Annotated in this window: 15 protein-coding genes; 7 read left to right on the top strand and 8 right to left on the bottom strand. The window is 71.4% G+C overall.

What is annotated here, in order from left to right:
- Window positions 1-158: 158 nt before the first annotated feature.
- Together G6R20_RS13115 and G6R20_RS13110 are read right to left on the bottom strand one after the other, a co-directional pair.
- On the bottom strand, window positions 159-1,274 hold the full coding sequence (locus G6R20_RS13115) for an NDP-sugar synthase (RefSeq protein ID WP_227022368.1): 1,116 nt from the start codon (window positions 1,272-1,274) through the stop codon (window positions 159-161).
- Between the two features lie 95 nt (window positions 1,275-1,369).
- Window positions 1,370-2,248 carry a glycosyltransferase family 2 protein gene (locus G6R20_RS13110; protein ID WP_119191966.1) on the bottom strand — a complete coding sequence of 293 codons (879 nt, stop codon included), beginning with the start codon at window positions 2,246-2,248 and terminating at the stop codon, window positions 1,370-1,372.
- A gap of 111 nt (window positions 2,249-2,359) precedes the next feature.
- On the opposite strand from G6R20_RS13110, the gene G6R20_RS13105 reads away from it, so the two are divergent.
- Window positions 2,360-3,934: an LCP family protein gene (locus G6R20_RS13105; protein ID WP_163376651.1), complete on the top strand. Its 1,575-nt coding sequence runs from the start codon at window positions 2,360-2,362 to the stop codon at window positions 3,932-3,934.
- Window positions 3,935-3,993: 59 nt separating this feature from the next.
- Window positions 3,994-4,680 carry a TIGR03089 family protein gene (locus tag G6R20_RS13100; RefSeq protein WP_069389743.1) on the top strand — a complete coding sequence of 229 codons (687 nt, stop codon included), beginning with the start codon at window positions 3,994-3,996 and terminating at the stop codon, window positions 4,678-4,680.
- A gap of 180 nt (window positions 4,681-4,860) precedes the next feature.
- Here the strand turns inward: G6R20_RS13100 and G6R20_RS13095 are convergent, their stop codons facing one another.
- The 5 genes from G6R20_RS13095 to G6R20_RS13075 form a co-directional block, all read right to left on the bottom strand.
- Window positions 4,861-6,030, bottom strand: coding sequence for an acyl-CoA dehydrogenase family protein (locus G6R20_RS13095; RefSeq protein ID WP_120286172.1), 1,170 nt, complete (start codon window positions 6,028-6,030; stop codon window positions 4,861-4,863).
- Between the two features lie 198 nt (window positions 6,031-6,228).
- A complete protein-coding gene (gene purE, locus G6R20_RS13090; RefSeq protein WP_069389745.1) occupies window positions 6,229-6,741 on the bottom strand; it encodes a 5-(carboxyamino)imidazole ribonucleotide mutase in 513 nt (170 codons plus the stop codon).
- Window positions 6,742-6,789: 48 nt separating this feature from the next.
- Window positions 6,790-8,076 (bottom strand): 5-(carboxyamino)imidazole ribonucleotide synthase, encoded by a 1,287-nt coding sequence (locus tag G6R20_RS13085; RefSeq protein WP_096905891.1) that lies wholly within the window; start codon window positions 8,074-8,076, stop codon window positions 6,790-6,792.
- Between the two features lie 22 nt (window positions 8,077-8,098).
- Window positions 8,099-8,662, bottom strand: coding sequence for a PH domain-containing protein (locus tag G6R20_RS13080; protein WP_163376650.1), 564 nt, complete (start codon window positions 8,660-8,662; stop codon window positions 8,099-8,101).
- Window positions 8,663-8,665: 3 nt separating this feature from the next.
- Window positions 8,666-9,574 carry a biotin--[acetyl-CoA-carboxylase] ligase gene (locus tag G6R20_RS13075; RefSeq protein ID WP_163376649.1) on the bottom strand — a complete coding sequence of 303 codons (909 nt, stop codon included), beginning with the start codon at window positions 9,572-9,574 and terminating at the stop codon, window positions 8,666-8,668.
- Window positions 9,575-9,651: 77 nt separating this feature from the next.
- Here G6R20_RS13075 and G6R20_RS13070 point away from each other — a divergent pair, with 77 nt between their 5' ends.
- The 5 genes from G6R20_RS13070 to G6R20_RS13050 all read left to right on the top strand — a co-directional run bounded on the left by G6R20_RS13070 (window position 9,652) and on the right by G6R20_RS13050 (window position 14,889).
- Window positions 9,652-11,313 carry an acyl-CoA carboxylase subunit beta gene (locus G6R20_RS13070; protein WP_163376648.1) on the top strand — a complete coding sequence of 554 codons (1,662 nt, stop codon included), beginning with the start codon at window positions 9,652-9,654 and terminating at the stop codon, window positions 11,311-11,313.
- On the top strand, window positions 11,310-11,558 hold the full coding sequence (locus tag G6R20_RS13065) for an acyl-CoA carboxylase subunit epsilon (protein WP_096905894.1): 249 nt from the start codon (window positions 11,310-11,312) through the stop codon (window positions 11,556-11,558). The genes G6R20_RS13070 and G6R20_RS13065 overlap by 4 nt, the downstream gene beginning before the upstream one ends.
- Window positions 11,559-11,737: 179 nt before the next feature.
- Window positions 11,738-12,190 carry a cupin domain-containing protein gene (locus G6R20_RS13060; RefSeq protein WP_240341452.1) on the top strand — a complete coding sequence of 151 codons (453 nt, stop codon included), beginning with the start codon at window positions 11,738-11,740 and terminating at the stop codon, window positions 12,188-12,190.
- A gap of 22 nt (window positions 12,191-12,212) precedes the next feature.
- A complete protein-coding gene (locus tag G6R20_RS13055) occupies window positions 12,213-12,893 on the top strand; it encodes a Maf family protein (RefSeq protein WP_119191962.1) in 681 nt (226 codons plus the stop codon).
- A gap of 208 nt (window positions 12,894-13,101) precedes the next feature.
- Window positions 13,102-14,889 carry an acetyl/propionyl/methylcrotonyl-CoA carboxylase subunit alpha gene (locus tag G6R20_RS13050; protein WP_119191961.1) on the top strand — a complete coding sequence of 596 codons (1,788 nt, stop codon included), beginning with the start codon at window positions 13,102-13,104 and terminating at the stop codon, window positions 14,887-14,889.
- 252 nt (window positions 14,890-15,141) lie between these two features.
- Here the strand turns inward: G6R20_RS13050 and G6R20_RS13045 are convergent, their stop codons facing one another.
- On the bottom strand, window positions 15,142-16,917 hold the full coding sequence (locus tag G6R20_RS13045; protein ID WP_069389189.1) for a glycerol-3-phosphate dehydrogenase/oxidase: 1,776 nt from the start codon (window positions 16,915-16,917) through the stop codon (window positions 15,142-15,144).
- Window positions 16,918-16,969 lie beyond the last annotated feature (52 nt).

Raw genomic sequence — 16,969 nt, 5'->3', positions numbered from 1 at the left:
GGCCGGAACGGGCGTTGCCGGAACGGGCGTGGCCCATCGAAATGCGCTCCAGCGGCCATGAGCGCCAGCCGCCATGAGCGCCGCCTATCCGATGTCGCGCCACCTGCCGGATCCGATGGGTGGCGCGACATCGGATGGGTGGCGAGGGCCGGCCGGGCCTACATGTCGGTGGAGTAGCGGATCCCGCCGTCGGGGATCTGCACCCCCGGCCACACGCGGGCACCGCGCAGGAGCTCGCAGCGGGCACCGATGTCGGCGCCGTCACCGATCACGCCGTCCCGGATGAGCGCCCGGTGGCCAATTCTCGCGCCGAATCCGACGATCGAACGCTCGACCGTCGCCCCGGCCTCGATGCGGGCACCGTCGAAGACGACCGCGCCGTCCAGTCTGGCCCCGGCCCCGATCTCCGCGCCGCGCCCCACGACGGTCCCGCCGACCAGGACGGCGCCCGCCCCGATCCCGGCACCCTCGTGGACCAGGGACTCCCCCGCGTGGCCGTCGAGCGCCGGCGACGGGGCGATGCCGCGGACCAGGTCCGCCGAGCCGCGCACGAAGTCCTCCGGCGTGCCCATGTCCCGCCAGTAGGCGGAGTCGACGAACCCGTAGACGCGCCGGCCCTCACTGAGCAACTGGGGGAAGGTCTCACGCTCGACCGACACCGGCTGGCCCTCGGGGATCTGCTCGATGAGCTCACGGCGGAACACGTAGCAGCCGGCGTTGATCTGGTCGGTCGGCGGATCCTGGGTCTTCTCCAGGAAGTCCTGGACGCGCCCGTCGTCGTCGGTGGTGACGCAGCCGAACGCGCGCGGATCGGAGACGCGGACCAGGTGCATCGTCAGGTCGGCGTTCTTCTCGCGGTGCAGGGCGAGGATTTCCCGCAGGTCGGTCCCGCCGAGGACGTCGCCGTTGAACACCATGACCGTCGAGGCGGTGAGCTCGGACAAGACGTTGCGGATGCCGCCGCCGGTGCCCAGGGGTTCGGTCTCCACGACGTAGGAGATGTCCAGGTCCAGGGCCGACCCGTCGCCGAAGTACTCCTCGAAGACCTCGGCCTTGAAGGAGGTCCCCAGCACGACGCGCCGGATGCCGGCCGCCCGGATCCGGGAGAGCAGGTGGGTCAGGAAGGGCAGGCCCGCGGTGGGCAGCATCGGCTTGGGCGCCGAGATCGTCAGGGGCCTGAGCCGGGTGCCCTTGCCGCCGACCAGCACCACCGCCTCGGTGTCCGCGATCAGGTCGTCGTCGGCGGTGGCACTCCCGGGGGTCGTCGAGGTCACGGTGAAGGCTCCTGCTGTCGAAAGGGCCGCGGGCGGGGGCGCGCTCGCCCCGCTCCGGTGGCCGGTGGATGGGACTCGGTTCCGGGGTGTCGGGCTCAGCCCGCGGCGCGCCGGGCGGACCGGATCGCCAGGCGACACCGCAACTCCAGGCCCGCTCTGAGCGCCCAGCGTATCGGTGCCTGCCAGGCGTGTGGGTGCCTGTCCGCCTGGAACAGGTACGCGCTGCGGTGGTGCGCCCGGAGGGTGAACTCCGGCACCGCGTTCGCAGCGTGACCCTGGTCATGGTGGATGACGGCGGCGGGCACGTAGACGTTCTGCCACCCGGCCCTGCCGAGACGGTCGCCCAGGTCGATGTCCTCGAGGTACATGAAATACCGCTCGTCGAACCCGCCCAGGGCATCGAACGCCGCCCGGCGCAGCAGCAGGCACGAACCCGACAGCCACCCGGCGGCCCGCTCGGTCTCCATGTCCGCGTCGTCGAGGTATCCCGCCGTCCACGGGTTCCGCGGCCACACCTGGCCGAGCAGGGCGTGGCCGATCCCCGCGCCCAGACGTGGCACCGCCCGGGCGGACGGGTACACGGACCCGTCGGTCTCGGAGATCCGCGGGCCGAACGCGGCGGCCCGCGGCCAGCGTGCGGCGGCGGCGAGGAGCTCGTCCACCGACCCGGGTTCGAAGGTCACGTCCGGGTTGACCACCAGGACGAACTCCTGGTCGAAATCCTCCGGCCGGCCAGCGATCAGCGTCACCGCCCGGTTGATGGCGGTGCCGTACCCCAGGTTGTCGCCCGTGGGGAAGAACTCGGCGAACCCGTACTCCGCCGCGACCTCCTCCGGCACCCCGTCCGTCGACCCGTTGTCCGCCATCACCAGGCCGACCTGCCGGGTCGTGGCCGCGGGGAGGGTCTCGACGAAGCTGCGGAGGTGGTCGCCCGGCGAGTACGTCACCGTCACGACGGGTAGTCGGGTCGTCACGCGAAACACCCTACGACGCACCCCACGGATTCCGACGCCCGGCGCGCGGCGCGGTACCGTTGATCATCATCGGCGGCCTCGGGCGGCCCTACTCGACGACAAGGACGGTGGATGAGCGCCGAGCTGCCAGCGACGCCCCGTCGTGCCCCCGGCCGGGCACGGAGACGGCGTCACGCCACCCCGGCCCGCCCGGTCGCGTACCGGGTCGGTCGCGTCGTGGCCGCCCTCGTCTCCGCCCTGTGTCTCCTGGTCACCGGCGTCGGGTGGACCCTGTTCAACGGACTCAGCTCGGACCTGACCTCCGCCGGCGGTCTCGACGTGGGTGACGGTGGCCTCGACGGCGCCGTCGACATCCTTCTGGTGGGCACGGACAACCGGACCGACGCGCAGGGCAACCCCCTCAGCCAAGAGGAACTGGCCACGATCCGGACCGGCGAGGAGGAGGGCGAGAACACCGACACGATCCTGCTCATCAGGATCCCCGAAGACGGCAGTTCCGCCACCGCGATCTCCATCCCCCGCGACGTCTACGTGGAGACCAGCTCGGTCGGCGGGAGCAAGATCAACGGCGTCTACGCCGCGAACAAGGAGGCCCATCTCGAGCGTGCCGTCGCGTCCGACCCGGACGGTGAACTGACCGAGGAGGACCAGCGCGCCGCGGTCAAGGCCGGGCGCAACGGCCTCATCGGCGCCGTCGAGGATCTCACCGGCGTCCAGGCCGACCACTACGCCGAGATCGGCCTCCTGGGGTTCGTGCTGCTCACCGACGCGGTCGGCGGCGTCCCCGTCTGCCTCAACGAGCCGGTCGACGAGCCGCTGTCGGGCGCGAACTTCCGTGCCGGCGTCCAGACGGTCTCCGGATCGGACGCCCTGAGCTTCGTGCGCCAACGCCATGACCTGCCCGCGGGCGACCTCGACCGGATCGTCCGTCAGCAGGTGTTCATGTCCCAGCTGGTCAAGAAGATCCTCTCCGCCGGCACCCTGGCCGACCCCTCGAAACTCGGTGCGCTGGTCGACGCCGCCAAGCGGTCCTTCGTCATCGACGAGAACTGGGACTTCGTCGACTTCGCCATGAAGCTCCAGGACATCAGCGGCGGCAACGTCCGATTCGAGACCATCCCGGTCACCAGCATCGACTCGTTCACCGAGTGGGGCGAGTCCATCGTCACCGCCGACCCCGCCGAGGTGTCGGAGTTCGTGGCCGGTTTCGCCAGCACCGAGGATCGGGAAGCGGACGCCGACGCCACCACCGATCCGGAGCAGACCCCCACCGACGCGCCGGGGCCGGACCCCGCCGAGGTGACGGTCTCCGTGGTCAACACCACCGCGATCGACGGTCTGGCCGCGCAGGTCTCCGGAGCCCTCACCGAACTCGGCTACACCGCAGGCGACCTGCTCACCGACCCGGCCGCCGCCTACACCTCGCACGTCGCCGCAGCCTCCGCCGACGACGACGCCGCCTTCGCCGTGTCGGAGGCCCTCGGCGGCCTGCCCGTGCAGGTCGACCCCGCGCTGCCCGACGGCTCCGTCCGCGTCGTCCTGGCCGAGGACTACAGTGGCCCCACCGGCGACGCCGCCGGCACCGAGTCCTACTCCCCCACCACCTCCTCCTATGCGCCGCTGCCGCCGTCCATCGCGGATCGCCCGACCTTCGACGCCGGCTCGGACGTGCCCTGCGTCAACTGACCGACTGCGCCCACCGACCGACTGCGCCCACTGACCGACCACCACCCGGGAGGCCCAGAGTGACCACCGCCGCCGACACCGTCCTGCAGCCGCTCCTCGCACTCGACCCGGGAACCCCCATGGTCACCCACTACGACCAGGCCGCCCCGTCACGAGTGGAACTGTCTGTCACCTCCACCGCGAACTGGGCCGCGAAGATCGCCGGACTCCTGCGCGACGAACTCGGGGTGGTGCCGGGCGACGTGATCGTGTGCGACCTGCCCGCGCACTGGCTCACCGCGGGCGTCCTCCTCGGCGCCTGGTGGGCGGGCGCCGAGGTGAGCACAGGGGCCGCGGACGACGCCGTCGCCGTCGTCACCGTCTCCGACCGCCTCGACCGCCACCCCACCGACGTCGAGACCCTCCTCATGACCACCGACCCGATGGGCCGCCCGCTGGCGGCCGCCGGCGTCGAGGTCCCCCCGGGCGTCACCGACCTCGCCGAGGCCTGCCGCATCCACCCGGACGCGTTCGTGCCCTCCGGCGGGGGTCCGCTCGCTCTCGACGGCGCTCCGCTGTCCGAACTGGCCGACCCCGCCCTTGCGGGCCGCGCCCTCGTGGCGGGCTCCGATCGCGACGACGTGGTGCAGGTCCTGGCCCGGGTGTTCGCCTCCGGAGGCACGGCGGTGCTCGTCACGGGAGCAGACGCGGACGATCCCGCGGTCGCCGACGTGGCGGCCACCGAACGCACCACGCTCACCCTCTGATCGCCCGGCGCCCGCGACACGCGCCCCAGCGACGCCGCGCCCCAGCGCCCCAGCGCCCCAGCGACGCGAAAATCCGCTACTCCGATTCCGGATCCGCTCCCCTGATGCGGGTAGCAGATTCGGAATCGGAGTAGCGGATTCGTAGAGGGTGTACCGGTCAGCGGGCCGGCGCCCCGGGCATCAGGCCAGGAGCTGGCGGGCCATGACCATGCGGTTGATCTGGTTGGTGCCCTCGTAGATCTGGGTGATCTTGGCGTCGCGCATCATGCGCTCAACAGGGAAGTCACGCGTGTACCCGGCGCCGCCGAACAGCTGCACGACGTTGGTGGTGACCTCCATCGCGACATCCGAGGCGAAGGTCTTGGAGGCGGCGGCCATGAAGCCCAGCTTCTCGCCACCGGGCGCGGAGCCGCGCTCGGCGTTGGCGGCGGCCGTGTAGACCATCAGGCGCGAGGCCTGCACCTTCATCGCCATGTCGGCGAGCATGAACTGAGTGTTCTGGAAGTCCGAGATCGCGCGGCCGAACTGCTTGCGCTCCTTGGTGTAGGCGATCGCCGCGTCCAGGGCGCCCTGCGCGATACCGACGGCCTGCGCGCCGATGGTCGGGCGGGTGTGGTCGAGGGTCTGCAGGGCGGTCTTGAAGCCGGTGCCCGGCGCGCCGATGATCCGGTCGCCCGGGACGCGGACGTCCTCGAAGTACAGCTCCGCGGTGGGCGAACCCTTGATGCCGAGCTTCTTCTCGGTCTTGGAGACGCCAAAGCCCTCGTCGTCGGCGTGGACCATGAACGCCGAGATGCCGCCGGCACCCTTCTCGGGGTCCGTCACGGCCATGACGGTGTACCAGGTCGACTTGCCGCCATTGGTGATCCACGCCTTGCTGCCGTTGAGGATCCAGTCGTCACCGTCCTGGCGGGCGCGGGTGCGCATGGCTGCCGCGTCGGAGCCGGCCTCGCGCTCGGACAGCGCGTAGGAGGCCATCTTGCCCTCGGCGATCTCGGGAAGGACCTTCTGCTTGAGCTCCTCCCCACCGGCCAGGATCAGGCCCATGGTGCCGAGCTTGTTGACGGCGGGGATCAGCGAGGACGACCCACAGACGCGGGCGACCTCCTCGATCACGATGCACGCCGCCACGGAGTCCGCACCCTGCCCGCCGTACTCCTCCGGCACGTGGACCGCGTTGAAACCCGAGGCGTTGAGCGCGTCGAGGGCCTCCTGGGGGAACCGCTCGTCCTCGTCGACGGCCGCGGCGTGGGGCTCGATCTCCTTCTCCGACAGGGCTCGGATCGCGGCCCGGAGCTCTTCGTGCTCCTCCGCCGGGCGGTACAGGTCGAAGTCGGGGTTACCGGACATATGCGGGCCTCCATGAGGGATTCGTCGGTGCTGATCGCGCGGCGGGCGCCGGCCAGGTTCTCGCGGAGGGGCCACTGACGCTCGTCGGCCGCCAGTATCGCCGCGGGAGACGCGAGGCCGCGTCCGGCCCTTCAAATTACCAGTCGGAAGTCGGTCCCCGTCGGCGCCGTCGGCCCCGCCGCGCCCCCGCGATGGCGATCAGCCGAGCAGTTGGCGGCGCAGGGCCTCGTCCTTGCGCTCGACCATCGCCTCCAGCTCGGCCTGGAACGCCTCCATTCGTTCGCGCAGGGCGGGGTCGGAAGCGGCGAGGATCCGCACCGCGAGCAGACCCGCGTTCCGCGCCCCGCCGATCGACACGGTGGCCACCGGGACACCGGCGGGCATCTGCACGATCGACAGCAGGGAATCCATGCCGTCCAGGTGCTTGAGCGGCACGGGGACACCGATGACCGGCAGCGGCGTGGCCGAGGCGACCATCCCCGGGAGGTGCGCGGCGCCGCCCGCACCCGCGATCACCACGCGGACGCCCCGGCCGGCCGCCGAGCGGGCGTAGTCGAGCATCTTCTGCGGGGTGCGGTGTGCCGAGACCACCCCGACCTCGAAGGTGATCCCGAACTCGGCGAGCGCCTCCGCCGCGGCCTCCATGGTGGGCCAGTCGGAGTCGCTGCCCATGATCAGACCGACCTGCGGCCCGTCCTGTCGCTCGGTCATCTCGTCGCCTTTCCTCGGTGTGGTGCGCTCAACGTCGCGGTGGTGCACTCAGCGTTCGAAGTCCCCGACGGCAGCCCCCGTGTGGGGGTCCCAGCCGTCGGCCCACTGCGCGTGGGAGAGCCAGTGGGCCGCGAGTTCCGCGACCGCGCGGACGGAGGCCACCTGGTCCGCGTCGTCCGGGTCGACACCCGGGTCGGCCAGGACGTTGACGTGCCCGATCTTGCGGCCGTGCCGCTCGGACTTGCCGTAGAGGTGCACCTTCGCATGCGGGAACCGGGCGGCGAGGTGGTGGACGCGCTCGTCCATACTCATCTCCGGCGTCTCGGGAGCGCCGAGGACGTTGGCCATCACGGTGAGGGGCGCGGTCGGGACGGTGGAGCCGAGCGGGTAGTCGAGTACCGCCCGCAGGTGCTGCTCGAACTGGCTGGTGGTGGCCCCGTCCATCGTCCAGTGGCCGGAGTTGTGGGGTCGCATCGCGAGCTCGTTGACCAGCACTCCCGGGCGACCGTCCGAGCCGATCACCTCGAACAGTTCCACGGCCATCACGCCGGTCACGTCGAGGTGCTCGGCCAGTCGGAGTGCGGTAGCCTGCACGGCCGAGCGCAGGTCGTCGGGCAGCCCGGGGGCGGGCGCGATCGCCACCGAGCAGATCCCGTCACGCTGGACGGTCTCGACGACCGGCCACACCGCCCCCTGCCCGAACGGGGACCGGGCCACCATCGCGGACAGCTCCCGGGTCCACGGGACGCGGGCCTCGGCCATCATCGGCACCCCGGCGGCGAGCTGCTCGTCGGCGATCCGCTCTGCCTCCTCCAGCGAGCCCGGCATCCACACGCCCCGACCGTCGTACCCGCCCCGCGCGGCCTTGAGGACGATGTTCCCGTCCTGTTCCGCGTGGAAACGCCGGACGTCGTCGAGCGAGTCCACGCCGGTGAACGGCGGGACCGGGGCGCCGATCTCCGCCAACGCCCGCCGCATGACCAGCTTGTCCTGGGCGTGGATGAGCGCGGACGCGCGGGGACGGACGGCGACCCCGGCGGATTCCAGCTCGAGCAGGATCTGCGGGGGCACGTGCTCGTGGTCGAAGGTCATGACGTCGGCGCCCTCCGCGGCGGCGCGGACCGCGTCGGGATCATCGTGCGCGCCGATCACCACATCCGGCGTGACCTGGGCGGCCGGGTCCTGCGGGTCGGCGGCGAGCACGCGGAGCGTCTGGCCGAGGGCGACGGCCGCCTGGTGGGTCATGCGGGCGAGTTGTCCCCCGCCGATCATCGCCACGACGGGCGTGCCGAGGGGATTGCGGCGGATGCGCGAGTCGTCGTTCACGTCGCCCATGGTCTCACGCGGGGCGAGGTCGTCACCGCCGCCCCGGGAGCCCCCAGCGGAACCGTGGCGCCGCGGCGACCGGAGCGGGCGGGGGCGGGGGTGGCAGTCGCATGAGCTCGTCGTAGACGGCGGCGTGGACGCGGGCGACCTCCGGGACGTGGTCGATCTCCACCGGCGGCAGGTGACCGAGCTCGAGGATCAGGCATCCCGTGCCCAGGGCGCGGTCGGTGAGGGTGTGGCGGAACCTGACGGCGCTGATCCTGCGCAGCGGCACGTCCACGCACCGCCGCGAGGACCCGGACGGCCGGTAGAGCACCCTCTCGTCGGTGACCACCAGGTCGGTCCGCGTCCACCGGGTCAGGGGCCAGAGTCCGAACCGGAGGACGACCAGGGCGTACAGCACCGCGACCATGGCCCAGGTCGCCGTACGGTCCCCGGCGTGGACCACCTGTACCTCGATGAAGCCGCCGGCGATCCCCGCGAGACCGGCCCCGACCACCGTGACCAGGGCCGGGCGGACGAGGGCGCGCCAGTGTGGGTGGGTGTGGACGATGAGCGTCTCCCCCGGCGCGAGGACCGATCGGATGAAACCCACGGCTCAGCCGCCCCACCGACCGCCGGCGCCACGGACGTGGGTGACGTCGCCGGCGGCGACGGCGAACTCACCGTCGGGGTCGACGACGACGAGGCGGCCGTCGCGGTCGACCCTGTCCGCGCGCCCGGTCCTGATGACGCCCCCCGGCAGTTCGACCCTCACCTCGGTGCCGACGGTGGAGCAGGCCTCGGTGTAGGTCGCCATGAGCTGGTCGGAGACGGTCGATCCGCTCCCGCGCTCGCACTCGCGCCACTGGCGTTGACGCAGGGCCAACGCCTCGAGAACGGCGAGGGCCACACTGTCCCGGTCGTCGGACCCGCCAGAGAGCGCGAGGGAGGTGGCGTGGGGCACCGGCAACTGCTCGCCGGTGAGCGAGACGTTGATCCCGACCCCCACCACGACGGCCGGTAGGCGGACCGAGTAGTCCCCACCGGCAGGCACAGTGGTCATCTCGGTGAGAATCCCGGCGATCTTGCGCCCGTCCACCAGGACGTCGTTGGGCCACTTGAGAGTCGCGTCCACGCCTCCGGCCTCGCGCAGCCCGTCCCTCACCGCCAGCCCGGTCACGAGCGGCAACCAGCCAAAAAGCCCCGCAGAGACGGCGCCGGGTCGGATGAGCACGCTGACGACCACCTGCGTGCGCGGCGGGGCGGTCCACACGCGACCGAGGCGACCGCGACCGGACGCCTGGTGCTCGGCCAGCAACACGCTGCGGTCCGGCGCACCCATGGCCGCGCGGGAGATCAACTCGGCGTTCGTCGAACCGATGTCGTCGACGACGTCGAGAGACGAGTACGGCGCGTCCGGGCCCTCCACCAGAGCGCGACGGAGCGCGTCGGCGTCCAACCTGGGCGGGGTCTCGGTACCTGGATCTGCGTGCACGACCCCCAGCGTATGTCGCCGCTCGGACATCGGTCGGGGTCGCCGCCGGGGGATGTACGCCGGGTCACGTCGCCACGGAGGCGGGTCACTGGTTAGAGTCTTGCAACATGACGACTGCCTCAGAACCGGACGTGAACTCGGCTCTGTCTAACGACGTACCGACGGCATCCGCGACCCCCGACATCCACACGACCGCCGGGAAGCTGTCCGAGCTGCGTCGGCGCCTCGACGAGGCCCGGGCCCCGATGGGGCAGGCCGCGGTGGACAAAACCCACGACAAGGGCCTGATGACGGCCCGCGAGCGCGTCGAGAACCTTCTCGACCCGGGCTCGTTCGTCGAGATCGACGCGCTGGCCCGCCACCGGGCCACGACGTTCGGTCTCGCCGAGCGCCGGCCGCTGGGCGACGGTGTCATCACCGGCTACGGCACTATCGACGGCCGGAGCGTCTGCGTCTTCTCGCAGGACGCCACCGTCTTCGGCGGGTCGCTGGGCGAGGTCTACGGCGAGAAGATCGTCAAGGTCATGGATCTGGCCCTCAAGACCGGCCGTCCGATGATCGGCATCAACCACGGCGCCGGCGCCCGGATCCAGGAGGGCGTCGTCTCGCTCGGCCTGTACGGCGAGATCTTCCACCGCAACGTGCTCTCCTCGGGTGTCATCCCGCAGGTCTCCCTGATCATGGGCCCGTCGGCCGGCGGCCACGTCTACTCCCCCGCCCTCACCGACTTCACCGTGATGGTCGACAAGACGTCGCAGATGTTCGTGACGGGCCCCGACGTCATCAAGACCGTTACCGGCGAGGAGGTCTCGCAGGAGGAACTCGGCGGCGCCACCACGCACATGACCAAGTCGGGCGTGTCCCACTACACCGCCAGTGACGAGCAGGACGCCCTGGACTTCGTCAAGGACCTGCTCTCCTACCTCCCGAGCAACAACCGTGCCGAGGCCCCGCGGTTCCCGTTCCCCGTCGCCGAGGGTGCGATCGAGGACAACCTCACGCTCGAGGACCACGATCTCGACACGATCATCCCCGACTCCTCCAACAGCCCGTACGACATGCACGAGGTCATCTCGCACATCGTCGACGACGGCGAGTTCCTGGAGATCCAGGGCCAGTACGCGATGAACGTCATCGTCGGTTACGGCCGCATCGAGGGCCGCAGCGTGGGCGTGGTCGCCAACCAGCCCACCCAGTTCGCCGGCTGCCTGGACATCAAGGCCTCCGAGAAGGCCGCCCGCTTCGTCCGCACCTGCGATGCGTTCAACATCCCCATCCTCACGCTGGTCGACGTGCCGGGCTTCCTGCCCGGGACCGGCCAGGAGTTCGACGGGATCATCCGCCGCGGCGCCAAGCTGCTCTACGCCTACGGTGAGGCCACCGTCGGCAAGGTCACCGTCATCACCCGCAAGGCCTACGGTGGCGCGTACGACGTCATGGGCTCCAAGCACATGGGCGCCGACATCAACCTCGCGTGGCCGACCGCCGAGATCGCCGTCATGGGCGCCTCCGGAGCCGTCGGCTTCGTCTACCGCGATCAGCTCAAGCAGGCCGCGGCCAACGGCGAGGACGTCGACGCGCTCCGGCTCAAGCTCCAGGCCGAGTACGAGGACACCCTCGTCAACCCGTACGTCGCCGCCGAGCGTGGCTACGTCGACGCGGTCATCCCGCCCTCGCACACCCGCCTGCAGGTCGCCCAGGCACTGCGGCTGCTCGACCGCAAGGTCGTCGAGGTGCCGGCCAAGAAGCACGGGAACATCCCGCTGTGACCGGCGAGCAGCAGCAGGACCCCGCCGGGCAGCCGGAGAAGCCGTTCTTCGAGATCGTGGGCGGCAACCCCACTCCCACGGAGGTGGGCATCCTGTCCGCGGTCTTCGCGACCGCGCAGGGGAACGCCGCCCACGCGAGTGAGCACGATACCGGCGTCAGGGATGACTGGGGATCCTACGAGGACCGCCTGCGTCCGCCGTTCGGATACAGCCCGAGCTCGTTCCTCAACCGCCGCCAGTACTGAGCGCAGAGGACGGGCCGCACCACGAGCCGCCCCCGTCCCCGTCCCCCAGCGTGCCGATGCACGCGCTGGAGCACGGGCACGGGGGCGGCTGTGTCGTATCAGGGCTGCTGCGTCGGATCAGTAGGGTGGTGGGACCGCCGCCGGACCGGTCGGCGGGCAGTTCCCGAGGAGGACCGTCGATGTCCGAGGAAGCCACCTCCGCCGGGCGGGAGGCCACGTCTCCCGGGCGGGACGCCGGGGCATCCGGCGGTCCCACCCGCGACCCCGCGGCCGAGGATCGCGATCACGGCCGCCGTGCCGGCACCGACGAGGGCACCGCCACGCACCACACCGACGTCATCGGGAGGGCGGCGCCGTCCGCCACCCGCCCCGGGGCCACGGTCGTCCACCAGGACGAGACCGCCAAGATCGTCGCGTTCGAGTTCGACGAGGGCCAGGAGATGGCCGACCACGCCGCGTTCCACCCCATCCTGATCCAGCTGCTGCGGGGACGCGTGGAGTTCGGCCTGCCGGACCGCACACTCGAACTGCGCACCGGCGAGATCCTCCACCTCACCGCCAAGCTCCGTCACCGGGTCCGGGCACTCGAACCCACCACGCTGACCATCACGATGCTGCTGCCGCGGTCCTGACCCGGTGGCTACGCTGAGGCCCATGATCGCGCTCGTCCTCGCCTCCGCCTCCCCGTCCCGACTGCGGATCCTCGAGCAGGCGGGGGTGGACCCGCTCATCCGCCACCCTCAGGTCGACGAGGACGCCCTGCAGGCCGCCCTGCCGCCGGGGACCCCGCACGTGCGGGTCGTGGAGGAACTGGCCCGCGCCAAGGCGGAGGACGTCCTGCAGCGCGAGGGCGAGTCTCTCGCGGCCGAGGCGAGGTCGGCCGGTGCCGACACACTCGTGGTGGTCGGGTGCGACTCGATGCTGTTGGTCGACGGTCACCTGGAGGGCAAACCCCACACCTACGAGCGCGCCATGGAGCGCTGGCGGAGGATGCGCGGGCGTCACGGGGTGCTGCTCACCGGCCACGCGCTGATCGTGGCCGATCTCACCGGCGACGACCCCCTCGCCGTCACCTACTCCGAGACCGACACGTCCGACACCACGGTGCACTTCGGCGCACCTTCCGACGCCGACCTCGACGTGTACCTGCGCACCGGCGAGCCGCTCGAGTGCGCCGGCGCGTTCACGATCGAGTCACTCGGCGGCTGGTTCATCGACCGGATCGAGGGCGACCCGTCGAGCGTGATCGGGCTCAGCCTGCCACTGCTGCGGCGACTCCTCGAGGGCGCCGGAATGAACGCCCACCGCGTCTGGCGACCCGAGCTCCGGACGTGAATCCACCCGGGTTTCCCCACCCGAGGACGTGACGGCCACAACAACTTCGCAGGTCAGGCCGTCCGACTCCCGGCTGGCCCGCCCCCGCGGGCCAGCCCTTGGACCCCCAACACCACACATGAGGGGGGCCTCTCATTAGACTGCGGAAGAACTCGGTGGGCCCCACGGCCGATCGACAGTAGAGACGCTTACCTCCAGGAGGCCCTGAGTGCCCAGTCATGCCAGCTCTCACATCACCAAGGTCCTCGTCGCCAACCGCGGCGAGATCGCCGTCCGTGTGATCCGTGCGGCGAAGGACGCCGGCCTGGCCAGCGTGGCCGTATACGCCGAGCCCGACGCCGACGCACTGTTCGTCAAGCTGGCCGACGAGGCCTTCGCTCTCGGAGGAACCACCTCCGCGGAGTCGTACCTGGTCTTCGACAAGATCCTCGACGCCGCCGCCAAGTCCGGCGCGGACGCCATCCACCCCGGCTACGGCTTCCTCTCCGAGAACGCCGACTTCGCGCAGGCCGTCATCGACGCCGGCCTGATCTGGATCGGCCCCCCGCCGCAGGCCATCCGGGACCTCGGCGACAAGGTCACCGCCCGCCACATCGCCGAGCGGGCAAACGCCCCCATGGCCGCCGGTACCAAGGACCCCGTCGCGGGGGCCGACGAGGTCGTGAAGTTCGCCGAGCAGTACGGCCTGCCCATCGCGATCAAGGCCGCCTTCGGCGGTGGCGGTCGCGGCATGAAGGTCGCCCACAGGATGGAGGAGGTCGCCGAGCTCTTCGAGTCGGCCACCCGTGAGGCCGTCGCCGCGTTCGGCCGCGGCGAGTGCTTCGTCGAGCAGTACCTCGACAAGGCCCGCCACGTCGAGGCCCAGGTCCTCGCCGACCAGCACGGCAACGTCATCGTCGCCGGCACCCGCGACTGCACCCTGCAGCGCCGCTTCCAGAAGCTCGTCGAGGAGGCCCCCGCGCCGTTCCTCACCGATGACCAGCGCAAGCGGATCCACGACTCCGCCAAGGCCATCTGCAAGGAGGCCGGCTACTACGGCGCCGGCACCGTCGAATACATGGTCCAGGGCGACACGATCTCCTTCCTCGAGGTCAACACCCGCCTCCAGGTGGAGCACCCGGTCACCGAGGAGACCGCGGGCATCGACCTCGTCCTGCAGCAGTTCAAGATCGCAGAGGGCGAGGTGCTCGAGTTCACCGAGGACCCCGCCCCGCGTGGCCACGCCTTCGAGTTCCGCATCAACGGCGAGGACGCGGGTCGCGGCTTCCTGCCCGCCCCCGGCACCATCACCGGTTACCACGAGCCCACCGGCCCCGGAGTGCGCATGGACTCGGGCGTCGAGCAGGGTGACACCATCGGCGGCCAGTTCGACTCCATGCTCGCCAAGCTGATCGTGTGGGGCGAGGACCGCGACCAGGCGCTCGCCCGCTCGGCCCGCGCCCTGGCCGAGTACAAGGTCGAGGGCATGGCCACGGTCCTGCCGTTCCACCAGCACATCGTCACCAACCCGGCGTATGTCGGCGACGGCAAGAGCTTCGACATCTACACCAAGTGGATCGAGGAGGAGTGGGACAACCCGATCGAGCCGTGGTCGCCCACCGGTGCGCCGGCCGACGACGACGAGCCCGTCGAGCGCAAGAAGGTCGTCGTCGAGGTGGACGGACGTCGCGTCGAGGTCTCCCTGCCCGGTGACCTGGCCTTCGGCGGCTCCCATGCCGGCGGCACGGTCCGCCGCAAGGCCAAGTCCCGCACCCGTGGTGGCGCCGCCGGTGCGGCCGCGTCCGGGGACGCCGTGTCGGCCCCGATGCAGGGCACCGTCGTGAAGGTCGCCGTCGAGGAGGGCCAGGAGGTCTCCGCCGGCGACCTGGTGGCCGTGCTCGAGGCCATGAAGATGGAGAACCCGGTCACCGCGCACAAGGACGGCGTCATCACCGACCTCGCCGTCGATGCCGGCGCCGCCGTGACCCAGGGAACGGTCCTCTGCGAGATCAAGTGACCTCGTGACGTGGTTGGCGTTCTCGCGCCCACCACGTGCCGAATTCCCGGCGCATCTGCGTCGAACTCGAATCCGCCCCTCGGATCTCGATCTCCGCCCCGGCCCCCGGGAGCGAGTCGAGATCCGAGGGGCGGATTCGTCGTCAGGCAGTCCGGACGCGGCCGAGACACCCGACCGGCCTGCGCGGACGCGGCCGAGACACCCGCCCGGGCCACCCGGCCGACGCCGCCGGCCCGCCCGTCCGGTGCCGGGTCAGCCGGTCGAGCTGTCGACCACGGGCTGGGCGCTGGCGGGATCGAACGTCGCGTCCGCGAGGAACTCCCGGACCTCGGGCACACGCCGGAGGAATCCGTCCGCCTCGTCGTCGGACTCCGCCACCTGGCTCGCCTCCTCGGCGGCGACCCGCCGCTCGAACAGCTCCACCTCCCTGGCGATGCGGTCGTCGTCCCAGCCGAGAACTCCCGCCATCAACTCGGCGACCTCGCGAGCGCAGTCGACGCCACCGTGCTGGTACTCCATGGAGATCCGGGTGCGGCGCACGAGGACGTCCTCGAGGTGCAGGGCGGCCTCCGCGAGGGCGGCGTGCACGATCTCCACACGCAGGTAGCGCTCGGCTCCCCGGACGGGATCGAGGAGGTCGGGCCGGTCGGCGGCGAGCTCGAGGACGTATTCGGCGAGCGTCCCGTACCGCCCGAGCAGGTGCTGCATCTGGTCGTCGCGGATCTCGTACTGGTCGGCGATCCGGTCGGCGCGGTTGACCATCCCGGGGTAACCGTCGGCGCCCAGCAGCGGGATCCGCTCTGTCGTCGACGGCGGCACCTCGGCGGCCCGCTCCCCCAGTTCCGCCACGGCGGCGTCCACCGCGTCGGCGGCCATCACGCGGTAGGTCGTGTACTTGCCGCCCGCCACGACCACCGCGCCGGGGGCCACGGTCATCACGGCGTGTTCGCGGGAGAGCTTGGCGGTGGAGTCGGCGCCGCCGGAGAGCAGCGGGCGCAGGCCGGCGTACACGCCGCGGACGTCCTCGCGCCGGATCGGGGTGGTGAGCACCGAGTTGACGTGGCCGAGGATGTAGTCGATGTCCGCGCCGGTGGCCGCCGGGTGGGCCAGGTCGAGCTGCCAGTCGGTGTCGGTGGTGCCGATGATCCAGTACTCGCCCCACGGGATGACGAACAGCACGGATTTCTCGGTGCGCAGGATGAGCGCGGCCTCGGAGTCCACCTTGTCGCGGTCCACCACGATGTGCACGCCCTTGGACGCCCGCACGGTGAAGCCGCCCTCCTCGCCGAGCATCTTCTGCAGCTGGTCGGTCCACACGCCGGCGGCGTTGAGCACGGCCCTGGCCCGGACGTCGGTCTCGCGACCGGTCTCGGCGTCACGCACCCGCACCCCGGTGACCCGGTCGCCGTCGCGGAGGTAGCCGATCACCTGGGTGGAGTTGGCCACGACCGCCCCGTGGTGAGCGGCGGTGCGCGCCAGGGTGAGGGTGTGGCGGGCATCGTCGACGAGGGTGTCCCAGTAACGGATCCCGCCCACGACGGCGTCCTCGCGCAGCCCCGGGGCCACGCGGCGCGCTCCCGCGCGGCTGTAGTGCTTCTGCGGCGGGACGCTCTTGGAGCCGCCCATCACGTCGTAGAGCACGAATCCCGCGGCCATATAGGGGCGTTCCCAGAACCGACGGGTGAGCGGGAAGAGGAACTTCAGCGGCGTGACCAGGTGCGGGGCCAGGCGCGTCATGCTGAGTTCGCGCTCGTGGAGGGCTTCGGCCACCAGGCCGAAATCGAGCTGCTCGAGGTAGCGCAACCCGCCGTGGAACATCTTCGAACTGCGGGAGGACGTGCCGGCGGCGAAGTCGCGGGCCTCGACGAGCGCCACGTTCAGCCCCCTGGTGGCCGCGTCGAGCGCGCTGCCGGTGCCCACCACACCGCCGCCCACGATCACTATGTCGAAGGTGTCCTCCGACAGTCTGCGCCAGGCCTCGGCGCGGCGGTCGGGGCCGAGGACGGATCGGGACCTGGTCGTGGGCATGGGCGCTCCCTCCGGGGCCGTGCGCGGGTTCCGGCCCGTTGCCGACGACTCT

This window comes from Dietzia sp. Alg238-R159 (genome assembly GCF_900537145.1).
Taxonomy (GTDB): domain Bacteria; phylum Actinomycetota; class Actinomycetes; order Mycobacteriales; family Mycobacteriaceae; genus Dietzia; species Dietzia kunjamensis.
This window is presented reverse-complemented; position numbering and strand designations above follow the sequence as displayed.